We start from the raw sequence: 19,192 nt of genomic DNA, 5'->3' as shown, positions 1-19,192 counted from the left end.
AAATAATTGTTTGATTCCCACTAGCTACAAGATATTTAAAGGTATTTTCTGAACAGAGTAATCCTTTAAAAATAAGAGATAAAAATTAATTTTAAATAAAGGGTTGGAATTGGAGTGCAAAATTAATATGATTTAAAATGTTAATATTTTACATTTTTTATTCGGAACGTTACGTTAATTTTAAATATCGTTACGCTAGGGGGATTTTTTGTGAACGTGATTGGCTATGTTAGGGTATCAACCCAAGGACAAGCTAAGGAAGGTTATAGTGCCTTATATCAACAAGATGAGATTAGAAAACTTTGTAAGGATAACAATTGGAGGTTGATTGATATATACAGTGACCTTGGTATTAGTGGAGCGAAAGTAGATGAAGAAGCACTTGAAGTAGAACGAGAGGGATTTCAAAATATGCTATCAAGACTTCGGATGAAAGATATAGATTATGTAGTTGTTTTAAATACAAACCGTTTATGGCGCTCGGATATTGTAAAAGTGTTGATACATCGAGAATTTAATAAGTATCAAGTTGATGTGAAAAGTATTGAACAGCCGAACTACAGTATTTATAAGAAAGATCCAAATGACTTTTTAATTAATGGATTGATGGAGTTATTGGATCAATATCAACGTTTAGAAATCGCTCTTAAGTTAGGACGTGGACGTAATAAAAAAGCCCAGGAAGGTGGATATGCAGGCGGAAGAGTGGCTTATGGTTATAAAGCTAGAAAAGGTCAAAAGCATATTGAGGTCAATGTTAAAGAAGCAGAAGCTGTAAAGCGTGTATTTACCTTAAGGGCACTCTATCCTAAGTGGTCACTATCGAATTTAGCTGAGCAATTGAATATCGAAGGGTTTACTACTGCAAAAGGGAAAAAATTTACGAAAGTACAAGTTAAAAGGATTCTGGATAGAAAATCTTTTTATCAAGGAATGTATAGCTATGGAAATATACATGTAGAGGGTAAGCATAAGCCTATTATTTAGAAATTAAAAGGGTGAGGAAATTGGAAAAGGAAGAAATGAACTTTAGTCGTAGTCAGCAGGAGTTAGAAAATATGATTATTCCAAGTATGGAAGAGACAAAATGGAATCAATTAATAGAAATATTAGGGTGGATTGTAATTGAAAATATAGAACTAAAAGACATTACTAATTAATCGGGGGAAGGAACATGAATCATAGTAAGCGTAAAGTAGCTATTTATATTAGGGTATCGACCGAAGAGCAAGCGAATGAGGGATTCTCTCTAGGAGCACAAGAAGATTATTTAAAACAATATGCTAACACTAAAGGTTATGAGGTATACGATATATATGTTGATGATGGCTATTCGGGAAAGGATTATAATCGACCTGAAATACAGCGTTTATTTAAAGACCTTTATCAAGAGAAATTTACGGGGATATTAGTTAAATCTGTTGACCGAATATCAAGAAGAGTAAGTGATGTTACTAAGTTAATAGATGATGTCCTTGCTCCAAGAAAATGTTGTGTGTTAGTAAGTGATAATAACTTAGATAGTTCTACGACTGGAGGGACTGCATTTATCCAACTATTGGCTACATTTGCTGAATATGAGCGTTCAATGATTGTACAAAGGGTAAAATCTGGTATGTCTAAGCGAGCAGAGTTAGGTTACTGGAATGGGGGACGTGTACTTGGATATGACGTTAAGAATAAGGAGCTAAAAATTAATAAAGAAGAAGCTGAGATTGTACGGAGGGTATTTCATTTAAGAGCTGGAGGAAAAGGGTATAAATCCATTGCTATTATTTTAAATCAACAAGGTTTTAAAACAAAGAGAGGAAGATTATTTAGTATAGGTACAATTAAAACAATTTTAGAGAATCCACTATATATCGGATACTGTAGATGGGGACGACATAAGAATTGGAACGTAGAAAGAAGAAAAGGAAAAGCAGACGAATATAAATTTGTTAAAGGTAAACATGAACCTATTGTATCTGAGGAGTTATGGAAAAGAGTCCAAGGTGTGAATTATGCCCACAAGAAAAGTATTTCTAAAAATCGTAATTTTAATGGGGAATTTGTACTATCTGGTATTTTACGTTGTCCATCTTGTGGAGCAGGGATGGTAATGTGTAAAACTAAAAAACGAGATAAATCAGGATATCATTTATATTATATGTGCCAAGCATTTCATAGTAAGGGGAAGTTGGCTTGTAAATCTAATCTTATTCGTAAGGAAGATATTGAGGAAAAGGTATTGCAATGTATTAATAAAATTATTTTAATACATTCAATTTTTGATAAAACGTTTGAACGTATCCAAGAGAAACAAGAAAGTGGAATAGAAAGGATAAAAAATGATTTATCATATATAAATGAAGAATTAAAAAGAAAGAAGCAATTTATAAAAAACTTAATAAGGATTATTTTGATGAGAAAATTCGAGTAGAAACATATACGGAATTATCCGAGCCCTTAAGAGAAGAGATAGTTGAACTAGAAAGGGAAAAAAGTAAATTAGATAGGAAAATTGAGAGTTCGGAAATACCTATTACGAAAGAAATGGTTATAAAGGCACTTGAAAATTTCACTAATCTATATGAAAATGCTACTTATGAACAAAAAAAGTCTCTATTGCGAGCAATAATCAAGAAAATAGAGGTTCAACCTAATCGTAAAGAAATAAAAGGAATAACTTATTGGTTTGATTGTAATAATGGGCAAGATGACGCTTTACTAGTTAGTAAAGAGGGGAGAACCGTATCACAAATAAATCCTTCATATCATTTCCCTCATGAAATATAATTTCATGATTGATACCTTCTTGAAAATATAGCGAAAATGTTAATTATGATATGAAAAAGAAATTATTATTTTAAGGTAATGTTTCAATAAAATATGTATGAATCCCCTTGGCATAATGAGGTCAAGGGGATTTGTGTTGATAGAACGGTTATAGAATAGGACTTAAAGAATACATCATATAAATGAATATTATTAAATATAATGAACCGATGTATAGTAGCTTTTTATGGACATGTAGGGTAGAAAGAATTCTATTTTGTTTTGCTGGGAGTTAAGTTCTATTGATATGAAAGAGGGCAAATGGAAAAAGGAGACGATTTAACATGGTGACAGGAAAGAGAGGGAATGTAAAGGTTCATTTGATTGTTTTTATTATTGTTGTCTTGAGCGGTGGATGGCTTGGGGTATTGCTTGATTCTGTCCTTACAGATCAAACGGAAGGTAATTCTTTAGGTATGGGACTTTGGTTAGTGTTACCGTTTTTCACGGCTATATTTTTTAGAATCATTCGCCGTGATTGGAAAGACATGGGGTTGAAATTAAATGTGAAAAATAATGTGAAGTGGTATGTTACAGCATTCTCTATTTATCCTTTTGTTACTCTCGTCAGTGTTGGATTTGCACTCTGTTTTGGTGCTGCGGACATATCGCATGTTGAACTATATTCGCTTTTATCCATTATGATGATTTCTATGGCAAGTAATTTTCTTAAAAATATATTTGAAGAGTTTGCATGGCGTGGCTATTTAACGCCGAAGTTAATCGAACTAAAAATGAATGATTGGCTACTGTATCTTATTTCTGGACTTGTTTGGGCTTTATGGCATAGCGCTTATTATATCGTATTTTTACCAAATCATTATTTTGAATCTACTTCAAGGGTGAGTACGCTCTTAATCGGGTGTGTGCTCATGGTGTGCTGGACGGTTATGTATGTTGAAATATATAGACTTACGAAATCCGTATGGCCATGTGTGTGTATGCATGCTCTTGAGGACGCTGTCCCGACAGTTTTGGTTACAATTAGTGGTGTCATTACATTTACAGATCAAGGGGATTTTTGGTTAAATCCTGTTAGTGGAATTGTCGCAACCGGCTTATTTCTTAGCTTTGGATTGTTTTTAAGGGTGATAAGAATCAAGAGGGACAATAGGCAGTCGATTATTGTGTGAATTGGAGTATGTAGAAAAAGAAAAATGGTAATAAGTATCTCAAATCAACATGTTCCCATTTCATAAAAAGTATGCTGTAATAGTGGGAGGACAATGGGTTGTTCTAAGTAGTCAAAGAAGTGGGGAATTGAGGTTGAAAAAGTTTAAGAAGTTTTACTTAGAGATTACGAGTGTGTGTAATCTTGCATGTAGTTTTTGTCCGCCAACAGAACGGCAGAAGCAGTTTCTGTCTGTGGAGGACTTTTCAAAGAGGTTAGACCAAATTAAGCCGCACACAGACTACATTTATTTGCATGTTAAAGGTGAGCCGTTGCTTCATCCTAAAATAGACAAATTGTTAGATTTAAGTCATGAAAAAGGGTTTAAAGTAAATATTACAACGAATGGCACTTTAATTCATAAGAGAAAACATAAATTATTAAATAAACCAGCGTTAAGACAGATTAATTTTTCGCTCCATAGTTTTGATGGACATCCTGGTTCGGAGGATAAGGAAGGGTATGTAAGGAATATCCTTTCTTTTATTCGAGAAGCAACAAGTGAATCGGATTTAATTGTTTCATTAAGATTGTGGAACTTGACGCAAGATAATAAGACAAATCTTGAGAGAAAGCGAAATAGAGAACTGTTAGAGATGATTGAAAAAGAGTTTAGTCTGCCGTACAAAATTGAGGAGAAGATTACACCCGGAAGCGGTATAAAGCTTGCTGATCGGATCTTTATTAACCAAGATTATGAATTTCAGTGGCCCGCTCTTCATGAGGAAGAAGATGATGGAAAAGGATTTTGCTATGGTCTTCGAACACAGGCGGGTATTTTAGCAAACGGAACAGTTATCCCTTGTTGTTTAGATGGTGAGGGCATCATTAATCTTGGGAATATTAATGAGGATTCGTTCTCCAATATTATTGAAGGGGAAAGAGCAAAAAATCTTGTAGATGGCTTTTCAAGAAGAGTTGCAGTAGAAGAGTTATGTCGAAAATGCGGGTATCGTAAAAGATTTGGGAAGTAGAAAACAAGCTCCTTAAGAATGATCATTCTTAAGGGGCTTGTTTTTTATTACTCGTGATACAACTGTTCTAATTCATCAATTAATGAACCTACATAAGAAACAGCCTTGCGGAGTGGATCTGGTTTTGACATATCCACTCCTGCATGCTTCATTAATTCTAGTGGTTTCATCGTTCCGCTGGCACGCAGTACTTCGAGCCAGCGATTTACTACGGGTTGTCCTTCTTCTTGAATTAATTAAAATATGGCAGTGGAGGCAGTTAATCCAGCAGAATACGTGTATAAAAAAAAGAGCAATTACGCCCAGGTAATTGCTCATCTGTCTGATCGATAAGACTTAATATACTTTATCTCCATTGAAAATGGAATTTTTCACAACGACATAATCTACAGTACGAATGGATTCTAATTTTGTTCCACCAGCATATGAAATAGAAGATTGTAGATCTTGTTCCATTTCAATTAAAGTATCTTTTAAAGAACCTTTATGTTCAACAAACATTTTTTTCCCTTCAACGTTCTTTCTCTCACCTTTTTGGAATTCAGAAGCCGAACCGAAATATTCTTTATACAGTTTTCCATCTTTTTCAATAGTTTCTCCTGGAGACTCTTCATGACCAGCAAATAGAGAACCAATCATAACCATAGTTGCTCCAAATCGAATGGATTTTGCGATATCTCCGTGTGTACGAATGCCTCCATCAGCAATAACTGGCTTACTTGCAGCTTTTGCACACCAGCGAAGTGCAGCTAACTGCCATCCACCAGTTCCGAATCCAGTTTTAATTTTTGTAATACAAACTTTACCAGGCCCAATCCCTACTTTTGTAGCGTCAGCACCAGCATTTTCGAGTTCTCTCACTGCTTCTGGTGTTCCAACGTTTCCAGCGATAACGAAGCTTTCTGGTAAATATTTTTTTATATGTTGAATCATTTGAATAACGGCATTTGAATGACCGTGTGCAATATCTATTGTAATGTACTCAGGTGAAAGCTGTTCAGCAGCTAACTGCTTTATAAATTCATACTCTTCTTCTTTAACCCCAACGCTAATAGAAGCAATTAATCCTCGTGATTGCATATCTCTAACGAATGCCATGCGTGTTTCAGGTTGAAAACGATGCATGATATAGAAATAATTATTTTCTGCTAAGTACGTTGCGATTTTCTCATCAATAATTGTCTGCATATTTGCAGGCACGACAGGTAATTTAAATTTATGTTTTCCTAAAGTGATACTTGTGTCACATTCAGAACGGCTATTTACAATGCATTTTGCAGGAATTAATTGAATATCTTCATAGTCGAATACATTTTCCATATTTTACACCCCTAAATACGAATAATTTTGTTGTCAATTGTAAAAAATGTTCGCCCCAATTGGTAATGTACATTATTTTATTAAAGAAGTCAAAGTTTTTTAGTCTATTTTTTAGGGTTTTACAGAAAAAAATCCGGAGAAAACGATTTAATATCGAATTAAATTATTAATTTAATTAAGAATGTTCGTGTTTAATAGTAGATGTTATTTGTTAAAAATTTTTAATTAAAAATATTGTAAGAAACTATTTGTTACACTCGTATATATAAGTAAAGGAGGGAGAAGGTATGAATGATAAGGAATTAGTGGGCGAATTGAAAAATCAAAATATAGAAGCATTAGATCAAGTTATTCTTCAGTATAGCAGGCTTATATATGGCGTTATAGGAAGTATATTAGGAGAAAATCACGAAAGAGTTGAAATTGAGGAATGCTATAACGATGTTCTTTTCATTCTGTGGTATAAAATAGATCATTTTCAAATTGAAAAGGGACAATTTAAGAACTGGATTATTTCGATTGCGAAGTTTAAGGCGTTAGATTATAAAAGAAAGTTTAAGCGAAAATTGATAGAACAAACAATGGAACGTTGCATTTTACAAGATAAAGAAGATGTAGAACAAGTTTTGTTGAAAGAGGAAGAAAAAGAATTTGTTTTAGAGGTCATTCAACGACTTGATCAGGTGGACTATCACATTTTTTATCGAAGATATATTGCAGATGAGAGTATAAAGCAGATTTCTGAAGAACTACATATGAGTACGAGTGCCATTTATACAAGATTGTCTAGAGGAAGGGAAAAATTAAAAAAGGGAATGGAGGGATATTATGAGGTATGAAAATGGCCTAGATCAAGTTGTTTTGGAGCAGTGGGATGAACGACAAATAGCTCATTTTGAAGAAATAGGAGAGCGTTTGATTGGGAATTTGGAAGAGAAGAAAAAAGATATTAAAAAGCAAATTGCAAGGGAAAATTTACGAGAGATAGAAAGAAAAGCACATTATGAGCTAGAGGAGGATGAATATATCGAATTACAGTTTCAAGCGAGTGCGACAGGGGGCTACTACTTAGGATCTCTTTTATGCTCCGCGGACTATTTTGCTATGCCATTAGTACTTGTCGATGTAGGAAATCGATTTGTCGTTTTTGGGACAAAACATAAAGTTATGATTTACGAAGTGAAAGAAATGTATCAACTGCAAAGAGAATATATTATTGATTACAATAATATCTCTAAATATTATTACAAAACAAAAAAGGACCGTACGATATTATGCTTTAAGGCAAAAAAGGATAAATATAATCAACTAAGAGAGTGTTCAAATTGGCTCTTATATGGTTATCTACAAGGAAGAATTAACATGATGATAGACCGATCAGATCGAGATGTGATTGCGAAATTTTTTGATCGTTATTGTCAAATTGATTATTAGCATAGTGGTAGTTTAATAAGAAAGAAGAGATTGTCTCCAAAAGCTTGTGTTTAACGACCTTTTGGGACAATCTCTTATATATGATTTATGAACAATGGGAGGAGAAAGAATTACAGTAAATGTAGGAATTGTTATCATAAATATATTTAACTAAGTGAAATATAGGTTCCATTTATAACTAGATGTTTAACATTTTGTTTTAGGTTTTCGTAATCATTTTTTGGATCAAATAAGTCTTTTTCAAATACAACAAATGATGCTCGTTTACCCGGTTCAATGCTACCGAATAGATTTTCATTTCGATTTTGTTTAGCAGCTTCAATTGTAATAGCTCGAATACCTGTAATTAAATCAATATTTTGTGGACGATCATCTTTCACTTTTGTTTCAGTATCATCTTTTCTAGTTACCGCTTTATATACTCCATAAAGTGGTCTAGTTGGCATATTACAAGCATCACTGTGAATAGATAAATCAAAATGATCATCATCTGTTACATCTTTTAGACGTAAGAAGTTTTGAGTTAGAAAATGTTTTGGATATAATCCTGCTTTGTCCCACATTGGCCAAATATCCATATAAGCAGGAAGAGCTGAAATACTAATAGATAAGTTATTAGCTCGTACGAATTCAAAAAATTCGTCATTCGAAAAAGCAAAGTGTTGGATGGACATTTTATAATCATCTCTAGGAGCTTTAGTTAATAATTCTTTTAATTTTTTTGCTAACGTTAGTTGTGATAGATCACCTTGGGAGTGAATATAAAAGTCATATCCATTTTTCCAGAATGGTAGAAAATCTTCGACAAAAGTTTCAATATTATGACCTTTAAAATCGTAATTCCATTTCCCAACTTCTCCATTTGTTAAAGGTTCGGATAACATGATTTGATGATCAATTACAGCACCATCGAAGAAGAATTTTAAGGCTTTCATTATTTTAAAGTCATCTGTATCGTATTTTGACATCATGTTATCTATATATTCGAAAGTTTTTTGGTTATCGTTATCAAATTGATTATTAACATGTTGATAGTTTGTTAAAAAGGACATATGAATAGGGTAATCTTCATTACTGAAGCCTTGATAAAATTCAATTTCATTTTCTAAACCTGATGTGCCGCCACCCATATATTCTGCAGTAGCAATAATACCGTTCACTTTTGCGTTTTCTAAATATAAATTTTTCCCTTTTTCTAGATTGTCATTATTATAGAGAATTGGTGCTAAATAGCTGATATAAGGCATATAGGCTGTTTCGGTAAAGACGCCATTATAATTACCATCTTCAGTTAATCCACAACCAAATGTCTCTTTAGGAATTTTGTTAAATCCGAATTTTTCCATTGAACAAGTATTCATTACTGCACCATGACCTGTTCCATAGAGTAATACAACAGGTTTTTGATCTTCTAATTGATCAAGCTCTTTAGCAGTGATTGTACCGTGGCGCTGCTTATTATATCCGAAGAATAAAAAGGAATCTTTTTCTTTTTTAGCAACTTCTTTTTCTAATCGATTCATCATATCTTCAGGAGTGAGGCAAGCAGGCGCTACACCATATTTCCCAAAATCCCAATGTTTAAAATCAATTAAAGTACAATTTCCTAAAAAGTAGGAAGTAAGCATAGGATGTGAATGAGGTTCGACAAATCCTGGATATAAGTAATCATTTTCATAAGTCATTATTTTTTCAGCTTCAGGATATTTGTTAACAAGCTCTTCAAAATTACCAGTTTCAATGATTTTTCCGTTTTCTTCTACTACTCCTGTAGCAGTTGAAAAGTCATCGTCCATTAAATAAACTTTTTGTCCTTTGAAGATTTTCATTTTGTATCATCCTTTTCTGAATTATTTTTAATACCAGTAGTTCCTAATAGAAAGAGTACTGATATCAATCCCATAGTGTATAGAGCATATTTAGTAGATTGAATACGGCCCTGCGAGTTAACTTCTAATAATGTTTGTTTTTCTCGCTTAGTTAGAGGTACTGTATTAAATTGGTGAAGTAAATCGGCATCACTTTTGAAGGTGATTCTTTCATTTTGAATCTGTGATTTTACTTGTTCTGAAAGGTTAGATCCTTTTTGAATGGCAGAATCCCAACCAGCAGATAATGAAAACAACATGACCATTCCTAATATTGCTACACCGATTGCTTGACCAATATTACGTGAAGTTGTTTGAATCCCACCAGATTGCTCAGCATCTCGAGTATTAATTGCTGTAGCAACAATTGTTGAGCTTTGTGAACTGATAAGTCCCATTCCAATCCCTGCTATAATTAATCCGAAATACATAAGTTTACTAACGCCATTTGGTAATAAAGAGATACTCATAGGAATCACCCCTATACCAAGTAAAAGATACCCAAGGCGTAATAAATATTTAGGATGAACATGAGGGAAATATTTTGGTGTAAGTAAAGAGACTAAAAACATAGGTAATCCCATAAATCCCATAGCAAATCCTGTTTGTAAGGCGTTAAAGCCGTTAACAATCTGTAGATAAGGATTGACGATCATAATCATTCCACCTAGATAGAAGAAAACGATCGCAGAAGCATATAGGCCCTCCCGTACTTGGGCATTTGAAGTAAAGGAAGATGGAATTAATGCGCAACCATGTTTTTTCTCAACATATTTTTCTACTTTTAATAAAAAGCTCAGTATAATAAGTCCTAGTATAGCTAGTGGTAATGAAGGTGAGTATCCAAACACTGTGAATGGAGCGTTAATGGGTTGAACTAATCCCCAAACATTTATTTTTGAGATCCCAATTAAAAATAAAAAGAGACCACAAGCGGCAATCATGATACCTAGATAATCTAAACGTAATTTTGATGATGATTTTGGGATTTTAGGAATTATGCTAGAAGCAATTAAAACGATAGCGAAATAAGTTGCTAAAAAACCAAATGCTATTCGAAATCCAAAATTATCAATTAAGATTCCTGCTATAATTGGTCCGGCTGCAGAAGCAATCCCTGTTGCTGCACCGATTGCCCCAAACGCAAATGCACGTTCTGTTCTAGTTTTGTATATTCCCGGGATCATTCCTAATACAGAGGGAATCATCAAACTAGCACCTAACCCAACAATGAGCCTTCCCCCCCATGTGAATAACATTATATTGTGGGAAATTGCCAACATCACTTCTCCAACAAATATAAGAGCTGCTCCAATTCGAAAGTTTTTATTCCAACCGATGATAATTCCTAACATGCCACCAACAACCATAAATGCTCCTGCACAAAGCGAGTAAACCATATTGGCTAGTTGAATATCATTCATTGAAGCATTCAATGCTGAAATTAACGAATTTGTTGCAACACTTAGGACAGAATTATCGGCAGATGTTCCAATTTGTGCACACATTAAAACTAATAGCGGTGCCATCAAAAATGTTTCTTGTTTTTCCTGAGCCAGTTTCATAAAGCTAACGTCCCTTCCATGTTAATTACCTTCATTTTGCTTGCAAGCAAATTAGCTGTATTCTTTCTTACTAATATGGGTTTATTTTAGGATATAATCATCATATGAGAAATAATTCATTTTACCGTAGTTCCGGTAAAATAAGGAGAAGTCTGTATGAATACTAGGCAAAAAAAATTAGCAGAAATGTTATTGGATCATAAAGGGGATTATCAGGTCATTGATTACTACAAACAAAAATTAGCCTGTTCAGAAAAAACAATTCGGAATGATTTAAAAGTGATTCAAGAATTTATTTCGAATCATCATATCAAGGCGTCTCTTAGTAAGATACCCGGCAGAGGAGTTTGTCTATCCTTAATGGATGAAGAGGTAGAACATCTAGAATACTTATTGGATATTTATCGACTTCAAATTGACTCACGTTATGCTTTATTTTACGACACTTTTCATAAATTGTTATTTAGTCCTACTGCGATTTCTATTCCTGAGTTGGCAGAAATGGTGTTCTCAAATCCAAATACGATTAAGTATGAACTCAAGCATTGGGAAACCCTATTGGACAACTTTTCATTAAGTCTAAACAAAAGAAAGGGTTTAAGAATTACCGGTGATGAAAAAAAAATTCGCTTGTTCGCACTGTACTATTTTTTTGGTTTTTCAAATAATGCCTTTTCTTATGAATTTATGAGAGCTCCAAAAGAGCAAATAGATTATGTCCATCAGCACTTTATTTCTCAACTTTTAAACGAAATGAAAGTCACCTTCACTTCAAATGCTGTTTTGCATCTTGCTATGTATTTAAAAATAATGATTGGACGTTTGGAAATTCAATGTCCCATTACAACTCATTATCAAACAAAAGTTCAGGATCATGAAATGGAGTCTATCAATTTGGTTCAAAAGTTATTTTTACAACATTACAAGATGCCTTTACCGAAGGAGGAATGTATGTTTCTTTTAAATCTCATGCAGATTGGTACGAAGCAACTTACAATGGAGCAAATTCAGAATTTCCAACCTACCGCTATTGTGAAAGGCGCTATTGAGTCTTTTATTAAAGAGCTAAAAAAGATAATCGCTTGTTCTCTTGATTCGTTAACGATTAAAGCACTCCAAGTAGAATTTGATCGCGCTATCACTCGGTCGACGAATGGAATTCGCGTAATCAATACACTTTATAATGAAATCATACAAAAAGATCCCTTTTTATTTGGGATTATCAGTTTTATATTTAGATCAACGCCAACTTTAAAAGCACTGAATTTTAATCGAATGGATATAAGCCGTTTTGTCATGATCATCAAAAATAATATTGATCAATTTTTCCTTGAATATCCAAAGCTGAATGCGGCGCTTATATCTAATACGGGACTTGATCAATTGTTTTATGCAAAACAAACAATTGAAAAGTATCTTCCATTTGTAAAAATCAATCATTTTCTGTCTCCAAAACAGTTAGAAACGTTTGCGATACCAATTGATTTTGTCATCTCTTTTGAATATTTAAGTCACTCCATTTATCCAACTATTTATACGGATTATTTGCTTACCTATGAGAAATTGATGATTTTAAAACGAAAAATACAAGATATTACCTCCAATGACAATGATTTAAAAGAAACTGTTTATCCATCAGTCTTATTATCGAAAAATACTATTTATTATTTAGTGGATTTAAAAGCTTTTCTAACAAAATTTTTTAATGAACAGAATTATAAAATCGATGCATCACTTGTTCAAGATATGATTGATCAAGCTGCTTTTACAATTGAAGATACGCTGTATGTTATTTTATTTTCACTAGATATTGGTAAGAGAGAGAAAATCATTTTCCAGTTAAGAAGACAATTAATTGTTGGAATGAATCAAGTCGTAAATGTTATTGTTTTCGTTGCCGACTTAAATGAAGTGTATAAATTTTATGGTAGACCTGATATTCTTTTCACGAGAATCAATTAATTTTAACGGTTTATCATAATTAAGAATTCTCCTTAAGTGAATATAGAATATAAAAGAGTATTTGCCTTTTTAAGAAGAACATGTAAATTGAAATCAGTTTACTTCATTTGATTATTTCTCAATGCAAGTACTAAAAATAATACAAAACTATTCTATGAAATAGTCATGATACAATGGATATATGGTATAAAATGTAAGATGGTGACTTGGGGGGATAAACATTTGGGGGAGGATATGTGGTATAATTTTAAAAGTTTATAATGAATGAAATATGGAGGACTATACTTATGGCAATACTTGTAACGGGTGGAGCAGGATATATTGGTAGTCACACATGTGTAGAGTTGTTAAATAGCGGTTATGAAATTATCGTAGTAGATAATCTTTCTAATAGCTCAGAAGAAGCAATCAATCGTGTGAAGGAGATAACAGGTAGATCGTTTCCATTTTATAAAGAAGACGTTTTAAATCGTGAAGCACTTCATGCAATTTTTGAAGAAAATACGATTGAAGCGGTGATTCATTTTGCTGGCTTAAAAGCAGTGGGAGAATCGGTTGAAATTCCGCTTACGTATTATCATAATAATATTACAAGCACATTAGTGTTATGTGAAGTGATGGAAAAGCATAATGTGAAAAAGATGATCTTCAGCTCATCTGCAACAGTATACGGTATTCCAGAGACATCACCAATTACAGAAGACTTCCCGTTAAGTGCAACCAATCCATACGGTCAAACGAAATTAATGATTGAACAAATTTTACGCGATGTCGTTGTGGCAGATCCAGAATGGAGCGTAGTATTACTTCGATACTTCAACCCATTTGGTGCTCATGAAAGCGGGCGCATTGGAGAAGACCCAAATGGTATTCCGAACAACTTAATGCCGTATGTAACACAGGTAGCAGTTGGGAAATTAAAAGAATTAAGTGTATTCGGAAATGATTATCCAACAAAAGATGGCACAGGTGTACGTGATTACATTCATGTTGTGGACCTAGCAAATGGCCATGTGAAGGCTCTTGAAAAGGTGCTCAAGACAACAGGAATAGATGCCTATAACCTTGGAACAGGAACGGGTTATAGTGTATTAGAAATGGTGAAAGCTTTTGAGAAAGTTTCCGGAAGAAAGGTACCTTATAAAATTACAGAGCGCCGTCCTGGAGATGTGGCAATATGTTATGCAGATGCATCGAAAGCAAAAAGAGAACTAGGATGGGAAGCAAAACGTGGACTCGAGGAAATGTGTGCGGATTCTTGGAGATGGCAAGTTAATAATAAAAATGGGTATCGAGAAGAGGAATAAAAAACATACTAAGATTAGTAGCACAGACCATGACTATGGTCTGTGCTACTATTTTTTTATAGTAGAAGTGAGGAATAAATCGGAGGCAGCCTTTTTCGTTACATAAAATCAGACTTCCATCCATTTTCCTTGTTTCTTTAGTAAGTTTAAAAATAAGAGAATCTCACAGGAATTTCATACTTTTTGTGAGGAAATTTAGTAACATAAAAGAGGTTATTGATTTCGTTATTTTAAAATAGGGAATGGGAAGGAATGACGGATATGGTAAAGATATTAGTTTTAGGGGGAACACGTTTTTTTGGCAAACGGTTAGTTGAGAAACTGTTGCAAGAGAAACATGAGGTGACGATTGCAACGAGAGGGGTAACAGCAGATGAGTTTGGCAATCGCATAAAGAGGCTTATTGTAAATCGTGAAGATGAGGAAATGCTGCAAGAATTATTGGATGGAGAGTTTTATGATGTTGTGTACGATAATTTATGTTATAACCCTAATACAGCAAAAATAATATGCAATGTCCTGCAAAAGAAAGTAGGAAAATATATTATGACGTCTTCAATGGCTGTTTATGAGCCAGCATTATCTCTGAAGGAGGATGATTTTGATTCGTATCAATATCCAATTGTTTATGGAGATAGAAAGGATTTCTCTTATGAAGAAGGGAAGCGATTAGCAGAAGCTGTTCTATTTACATATGCGACATTTCCAGTTATAGCGGTTCGATTTCCGGTTGTAATCGGAGAAAATGATTATACAAAGAGGTTGCAGTTTTATGTAGATCATATTGTAAAACAAACCCCTTTTGGAGTGGAGGATATAGAGGGAAGAATGTCCTTTATACATGAGAAAGAAGCAGGAGATTTTCTAGCATGGCTTAGTACAATAGAGACGGAAGGGCCGATTAATGCATGTAGTAATGACACGATTTCTATGCGTGAAGTGATTGAATATATTGAGGAACATACAGGTATAAGAGCCTATATTGAAACAAAGAGAGATCCTATAGCCCCATATAACGAAATACTAAATTGTACGCTTGATAATACGAAAGCAAAAGAGTTAGGATTTCGATTTAATTGGGTAAAAACGAATATAAATGATGTACTGCAATATTATATTGAACAGCTAAGGTAATTTATACATAAATCCCCCGGTGGCAATCCAGGGGATTTTGGAGGATTTCGATGATACTAGTTTACATTACCAAATTTACCTTATACGCATGACTAACGTTTCTGTGATTGAATTGCTTGTAAATACTTTTCATTCACACGGTCCCAATTGACCGTATTCCACCAATTTGTAACGAATTCTGGACGACGATTTTGATACTTCAAATAATAAGCGTGCTCCCATACATCGATTACAAGTAGCGGAATTTTTCCTTCCTGTAGTGGTGTATCTTGATTTGGTGTACTCATAACAGAGAGTTGTTCCCCATCCAGTACAAGCCATCCATATCCACTTCCGAATCGACTAATGGCCGCTTTGGAAAGCTGATCTTTGAAGTTATCAAAGGTATTAAAGTAATAATCAATGACTTTTGCAACGTCTCCATTAGGTTCGCCTCCGCCTTTCGGACTCATGACCTCCCAAAAAAGGCTGTGGCAGTAATGCCCACCACCATTATTTCTGACTGCTGTCATAATATCGGGTGGTAGTTCATTTAAATGGCTCAGTAATTCTTCTAAAGGCTTGTTCTGCAATTCTTTATAATTTTCTAAAGCAGCATTTAAATTTTTAACATATGTTGCGTGATGCTTTCCATGATGAAGCGCCAAAGTGTCACCATCAATGTAGGGCTCTAATTCATCATAGTCATATGAAAGCTTAGGCAAATGAAATGAAGACATAAACCTCCCCCCCTTTTCTTCTGAAGTTGCCCATGGTAAAAAAAATTTACCTAACTCAAAAATACACTTGTTTTTTGAATAAGTCAACAATAAAACAAACAATTCTATTTATTTTCTGAAAAGGATTGTTTGTTAATAATGTAAAATAATTTGGTTTGTTCCTACGTTTCTTTTTGCTTATACTGTAAAATAGTAGCGTTTTGTTGAAACAAAAGGAGATTTTTTATGAATAAAATGAGGGTATTAATAGATGAGGCAAGAAAATTTATTACAACTTGCTATCAAGAACTCGGTAAAGAAAAACAAATAGAAGAACGTATGAATCAAGTTGTGTTGGAAATCGAGCAGACAGGTACATATGAACATACTTTTGAGGAACTAGTTCATGGGGCACGGATGGCCTGGCGAAATAGTAATCGATGTATTGGAAGACTGTTTTGGAATAAAATGCATATATTGGATGCTCGGGAGATCAATGATGAGGAAGGTGTATATCGTGCACTAATTCATCATATTCAATATGCGACAAATGGTGGGAAAATTAGGCCAACCATTACGATTTTTAAGCAGTATAGAGATGAACAGAATCATATTCGCATCTATAATCACCAATTAATTCGCTATGCAGGATATAAAACGGAAACAGGTGTGATTGGGGATCCGCATTCCTCTTCCTTTACATCTTTTTGCCAGAAACTAGGATGGAGTGGGGAAGGAACGAATTTTGATGTGTTACCACTTGTATTCTCAATTGATGGGCAAGAACCTGTATATAAGGAGATTCCGAAAGAAGAAGTAAAAGAAGTAAATATTGAACATCCAGAATACCCATTCTCCTCTCTTAGAGTGAAGTGGTATGGTGTACCGATGATTTCAGATATGCGTTTAGAAATTGGCGGAATTTCTTATACAGCAGCTCCTTTTAATGGATGGTATATGGGGACTGAGATTGGTGCTCGTAATTTAGCTGATGTGGATCGTTATCATTTACTGCCAGCTATTGCAGAAATAATGAATTTAGATACAACTAGAAATAGTACGTTATGGAAAGATAAGGCGTTGGTCGAGTTAAATATAGCTGTCTTATATTCATTTAAAAAACAGGGAGTAAGTATCGTTGATCACCATACAGCAGCGCAGCAATTTGCTCAATTTGAAAAACAAGAGGCGGCATGTGGTCGCGTTGTGACTGGAAATTGGGTATGGCTAATTCCGCCATTATCGCCAGCTACCACTCATATATATCATAAACCTTATCCAAACGACATTTTGACCCCTAATTTTTTTCATAATGTTAAGAAATAAAAATGAATCACGAATATCATTTTATCCAAAATGTAAAGAGCTCGTTCAAAACATAACTTTTGGACGAGCTCTTTTTGCATTTTTTAGTAGAAGCAAAGTTTTGTGTCGAATTGCTCATATAGGCTGCTTTATGGGACAAACCTTTTTATTAATCCAATTCTTTTCCTTTCGTTTCAGGAACGCATATAAACATGGTGAGAAGGCCTAGTGGATAAATGATAAAGACAAGGGATAGAGCACCAAATAAATTACCGCCTGTCGCCAATAATCCAATAATAACTGGTCCCAATCCAGCTAAGCCGCGTCCAGTACCGAAAATAAAGTTTTCAGCTGTGGAACGTGCTTCGGATGGATAGTTTTCAGCTAATATTGCTCCGAATCCTCCCATCATGCCGTTTGCAAAGAAACCAAGTAAGGCGCTTCCCCACAGTAATAATGTTGCGTCTGTAAAGAGGAAAAAGTAAATCAAACAATATATAGTACCGCCTATATAGTAAAGGGAAAATGTTTTACGGCGTCCAATTTTATCAGCCAAAATGCCAAATGTTGCGATTCCAATTAACATTCCAATTGTAGAAATGAACATCCAGCCGCTTGCTTTTGCCAATGTATAGTTATATTTATTTGCCAAAATTGTAGGCATCCATGTAAAAATACCATAGTATCCAAAGTTTTGGATGAAAGACATAATAATAAGTCCAATTGTTGTCATCGTTACTTTTTTACTAGAAAATAGCTTACGTAAAGGAAACTTCTTCATATGTTGGAGCTCTTCTGCTTCCATAGCTGTTAAAGTTCCTTGGCGCTCTTTTTGTAACAATTCTTTTTTATATAGTTGTTTTTGTTCCCAAATTTTCGGTTCACTTAAGCTTTTACGAACATATACGGCAAGTAAAGCTGGAATGAGACCAAATAAGAAAACAGCTCTCCAGCCGAAGTGTGGAACGATAAAGGCTGGAAGGAGTGAAGCAACGAGTACTCCAAACTGCCATCCAAGTGCAACAACGGAAGTTGCTTTTGCCCGCATTTCCTTAGACCATGTTTCTGTTACAATCGCCATTCCGATACCAAATTCTCCACCAACACCCATTCCTACTAGAAAACGAAGTGTTAATAATTGCCAATATTCTGTTGTGAAATAAATGAGTGCAGTTGCAAGTGAAAATAATAAAATAGTAAAAGCCATTGTTCGAATGCGACCCAATAAGTCAGCGATAAATCCAAATAAATAGGAACCAATTAGCATCCCAATAGTTGTTGCTAATGTAAGGTTTCCGCCTTCTACTGGTGTTAAGTGAAATTCTTTCAAAATGTAAACGAGTACGAAGGATAGAAGTAGCATATCTAATCCCTCTGCTGCATACCCTAATGCAGAGCCAAGCAATGTTTTATAACGTTTTGCTTTTGATTCATTTGTTATGTCCATTATTACTCCCCCTTACTTTTATACAGTCACTATGGAAGAATAATAAAAGGCCTTCTCACGTCAGTTGTGTGAGAAGGCCTAAAGAGCAGGCGTATCCATTGGAAAGAATGGGCCTGCTTTTTTTATATTCCGACTTCCTTCTCAACCTCACGGGGTTGTGTTAAAGGACTGCAATTAAATTACCTTATTA

General features: G+C 34.3%; 16 protein-coding genes and 1 pseudogene. 11 read left to right on the top strand and 6 right to left on the bottom strand.

Going from position 1 to position 19,192, the window contains the following annotated elements; genetic code table 11:
* The first annotated feature begins 210 nt into the window (after window positions 1-210).
* The 5 genes from MR059_RS10040 (at window position 211) to MR059_RS10020 (ending at window position 4,962) form a co-directional block, all read left to right on the top strand.
* Window positions 211-987 (top strand): recombinase family protein, encoded by a 777-nt coding sequence (locus MR059_RS10040; RefSeq protein ID WP_012096422.1) that lies wholly within the window; start codon window positions 211-213, stop codon window positions 985-987.
* 35 nt (window positions 988-1,022) lie between these two features.
* Window positions 1,023-1,160: a hypothetical protein gene (locus tag MR059_RS10035; protein ID WP_162533128.1), complete on the top strand. Its 138-nt coding sequence runs from the start codon at window positions 1,023-1,025 to the stop codon at window positions 1,158-1,160.
* 14 nt (window positions 1,161-1,174) lie between these two features.
* Entirely contained in the window at window positions 1,175-2,422 is a 1,248-nt protein-coding gene (locus MR059_RS10030; protein ID WP_242161742.1) for a recombinase family protein, read from the top strand.
* Window positions 2,423-3,101: 679 nt separating this feature from the next.
* On the top strand, window positions 3,102-3,950 hold the full coding sequence (locus MR059_RS10025) for a CPBP family intramembrane glutamic endopeptidase (protein WP_012096418.1): 849 nt from the start codon (window positions 3,102-3,104) through the stop codon (window positions 3,948-3,950).
* Window positions 3,951-4,083: 133 nt separating this feature from the next.
* Entirely contained in the window at window positions 4,084-4,962 is an 879-nt protein-coding gene (locus tag MR059_RS10020) for a radical SAM/SPASM domain-containing protein (RefSeq protein ID WP_012096417.1), read from the top strand.
* A gap of 47 nt (window positions 4,963-5,009) precedes the next feature.
* Here MR059_RS10020 and MR059_RS10015 read toward each other — a convergent pair.
* Both MR059_RS10015 and guaC read right to left on the bottom strand, forming a co-directional pair.
* Window positions 5,010-5,249 (bottom strand): annotated as a pseudogene (locus MR059_RS10015) (oligoendopeptidase F); the annotation flags it as partial.
* 49 nt (window positions 5,250-5,298) lie between these two features.
* Window positions 5,299-6,282 (bottom strand): GMP reductase, encoded by a 984-nt coding sequence (gene guaC / locus MR059_RS10010; RefSeq protein ID WP_012096416.1) that lies wholly within the window; start codon window positions 6,280-6,282, stop codon window positions 5,299-5,301.
* Window positions 6,283-6,569: 287 nt separating this feature from the next.
* Here guaC and MR059_RS10005 point away from each other — a divergent pair, with 287 nt between their 5' ends.
* Together MR059_RS10005 and MR059_RS10000 are read left to right on the top strand one after the other, a co-directional pair.
* Window positions 6,570-7,121: a sigma-70 family RNA polymerase sigma factor gene (locus MR059_RS10005; protein ID WP_012096415.1), complete on the top strand. Its 552-nt coding sequence runs from the start codon at window positions 6,570-6,572 to the stop codon at window positions 7,119-7,121.
* Window positions 7,111-7,716, top strand: coding sequence for a hypothetical protein (locus MR059_RS10000; RefSeq protein WP_012096414.1), 606 nt, complete (start codon window positions 7,111-7,113; stop codon window positions 7,714-7,716). The genes MR059_RS10005 and MR059_RS10000 overlap by 11 nt, the downstream gene beginning before the upstream one ends.
* Window positions 7,717-7,862: 146 nt before the next feature.
* Here the strand turns inward: MR059_RS10000 and MR059_RS09995 are convergent, their stop codons facing one another.
* Together MR059_RS09995 and MR059_RS09990 are read right to left on the bottom strand one after the other, a co-directional pair.
* The gene (locus tag MR059_RS09995; protein ID WP_012096413.1) at window positions 7,863-9,545 is read right to left on the bottom strand and encodes an amidohydrolase family protein; all 1,683 of its coding nucleotides are present in this window, start codon (window positions 9,543-9,545) and stop codon (window positions 7,863-7,865) included.
* On the bottom strand, window positions 9,542-11,149 hold the full coding sequence (locus MR059_RS09990; RefSeq protein ID WP_012096412.1) for an MFS transporter: 1,608 nt from the start codon (window positions 11,147-11,149) through the stop codon (window positions 9,542-9,544). Before MR059_RS09990 ends, MR059_RS09995 begins: the two co-directional genes overlap by 4 nt.
* Before the next feature lie 156 nt (window positions 11,150-11,305).
* On the opposite strand from MR059_RS09990, the gene MR059_RS09985 reads away from it, so the two are divergent.
* The 3 genes from MR059_RS09985 to MR059_RS09975 all read left to right on the top strand — a co-directional run bounded on the left by MR059_RS09985 (window position 11,306) and on the right by MR059_RS09975 (window position 15,552).
* Window positions 11,306-13,111 carry a BglG family transcription antiterminator gene (locus tag MR059_RS09985; RefSeq protein WP_012096411.1) on the top strand — a complete coding sequence of 602 codons (1,806 nt, stop codon included), beginning with the start codon at window positions 11,306-11,308 and terminating at the stop codon, window positions 13,109-13,111.
* Window positions 13,112-13,398: 287 nt separating this feature from the next.
* Entirely contained in the window at window positions 13,399-14,418 is a 1,020-nt protein-coding gene (gene galE / locus MR059_RS09980) for a UDP-glucose 4-epimerase GalE (RefSeq protein WP_012096410.1), read from the top strand.
* 261 nt (window positions 14,419-14,679) lie between these two features.
* Entirely contained in the window at window positions 14,680-15,552 is an 873-nt protein-coding gene (locus tag MR059_RS09975) for an NAD-dependent epimerase/dehydratase family protein (RefSeq protein ID WP_048723594.1), read from the top strand.
* Window positions 15,553-15,644: 92 nt separating this feature from the next.
* Here MR059_RS09975 and sodA read toward each other — a convergent pair whose 3' ends face one another.
* Complete coding sequence (sodA, locus tag MR059_RS09970) at window positions 15,645-16,271, bottom strand: superoxide dismutase [Mn] (RefSeq protein WP_012096409.1); 627 nt, start codon at window positions 16,269-16,271, stop codon at window positions 15,645-15,647.
* 225 nt (window positions 16,272-16,496) lie between these two features.
* On the opposite strand from sodA, the gene MR059_RS09965 reads away from it, so the two are divergent.
* The gene (locus MR059_RS09965) at window positions 16,497-17,576 is read left to right on the top strand and encodes a nitric oxide synthase oxygenase (protein ID WP_012096408.1); all 1,080 of its coding nucleotides are present in this window, start codon (window positions 16,497-16,499) and stop codon (window positions 17,574-17,576) included.
* Window positions 17,577-17,724: 148 nt separating this feature from the next.
* On the opposite strand, the gene MR059_RS09960 is transcribed toward MR059_RS09965, so the two are convergent.
* On the bottom strand, window positions 17,725-19,002 hold the full coding sequence (locus tag MR059_RS09960; RefSeq protein ID WP_012096407.1) for an MFS transporter: 1,278 nt from the start codon (window positions 19,000-19,002) through the stop codon (window positions 17,725-17,727).
* Between the last annotated feature and the right edge of the window lie 190 nt (window positions 19,003-19,192).

Source organism: Bacillus cereus group sp. BfR-BA-01522 (assembly GCF_022662635.1).
Taxonomy (GTDB): Bacteria; Bacillota; Bacilli; order Bacillales; family Bacillaceae_G; genus Bacillus_A; species Bacillus_A cytotoxicus.
Note: the sequence above shows the minus strand (reverse complement) of the source record. Positions and strands in the feature narration are given on the sequence as shown.

Bases quoted from the DNA above. Each gene is read 5' to 3' on its own strand.
- MR059_RS10035 (WP_162533128.1), top strand. From the start codon at position 1,023: ATGAACTTTAGTCGTAGTCAGCAGGAGTTAGAAAATATGATTATTCCA.
- MR059_RS10030 (WP_242161742.1), top strand. From the start codon at position 1,175: ATGAATCATAGTAAGCGTAAAGTAGCTATTTATATTAGGGTATCGACC.
- MR059_RS10025 (WP_012096418.1), top strand. From the start codon at position 3,102: ATGGTGACAGGAAAGAGAGGGAATGTAAAGGTTCATTTGATTGTTTTT.
- guaC (WP_012096416.1), bottom strand. From the start codon at position 6,282: ATGGAAAATGTATTCGACTATGAAGATATTCAATTAATTCCTGCAAAA.
- MR059_RS10005 (WP_012096415.1), top strand. From the start codon at position 6,570: ATGAATGATAAGGAATTAGTGGGCGAATTGAAAAATCAAAATATAGAA.
- MR059_RS10000 (WP_012096414.1), top strand. From the start codon at position 7,111: ATGAGGTATGAAAATGGCCTAGATCAAGTTGTTTTGGAGCAGTGGGAT.
- MR059_RS09995 (WP_012096413.1), bottom strand. From the start codon at position 9,545: ATGAAAATCTTCAAAGGACAAAAAGTTTATTTAATGGACGATGACTTT.
- MR059_RS09990 (WP_012096412.1), bottom strand. From the start codon at position 11,149: ATGAAACTGGCTCAGGAAAAACAAGAAACATTTTTGATGGCACCGCTA.
- MR059_RS09985 (WP_012096411.1), top strand. From the start codon at position 11,306: ATGAATACTAGGCAAAAAAAATTAGCAGAAATGTTATTGGATCATAAA.
- galE (WP_012096410.1), top strand. From the start codon at position 13,399: ATGGCAATACTTGTAACGGGTGGAGCAGGATATATTGGTAGTCACACA.
- MR059_RS09975 (WP_048723594.1), top strand. From the start codon at position 14,680: ATGGTAAAGATATTAGTTTTAGGGGGAACACGTTTTTTTGGCAAACGG.
- sodA (WP_012096409.1), bottom strand. From the start codon at position 16,271: ATGTCTTCATTTCATTTGCCTAAGCTTTCATATGACTATGATGAATTA.
- MR059_RS09965 (WP_012096408.1), top strand. From the start codon at position 16,497: ATGAATAAAATGAGGGTATTAATAGATGAGGCAAGAAAATTTATTACA.
- MR059_RS09960 (WP_012096407.1), bottom strand. From the start codon at position 19,002: ATGGACATAACAAATGAATCAAAAGCAAAACGTTATAAAACATTGCTT.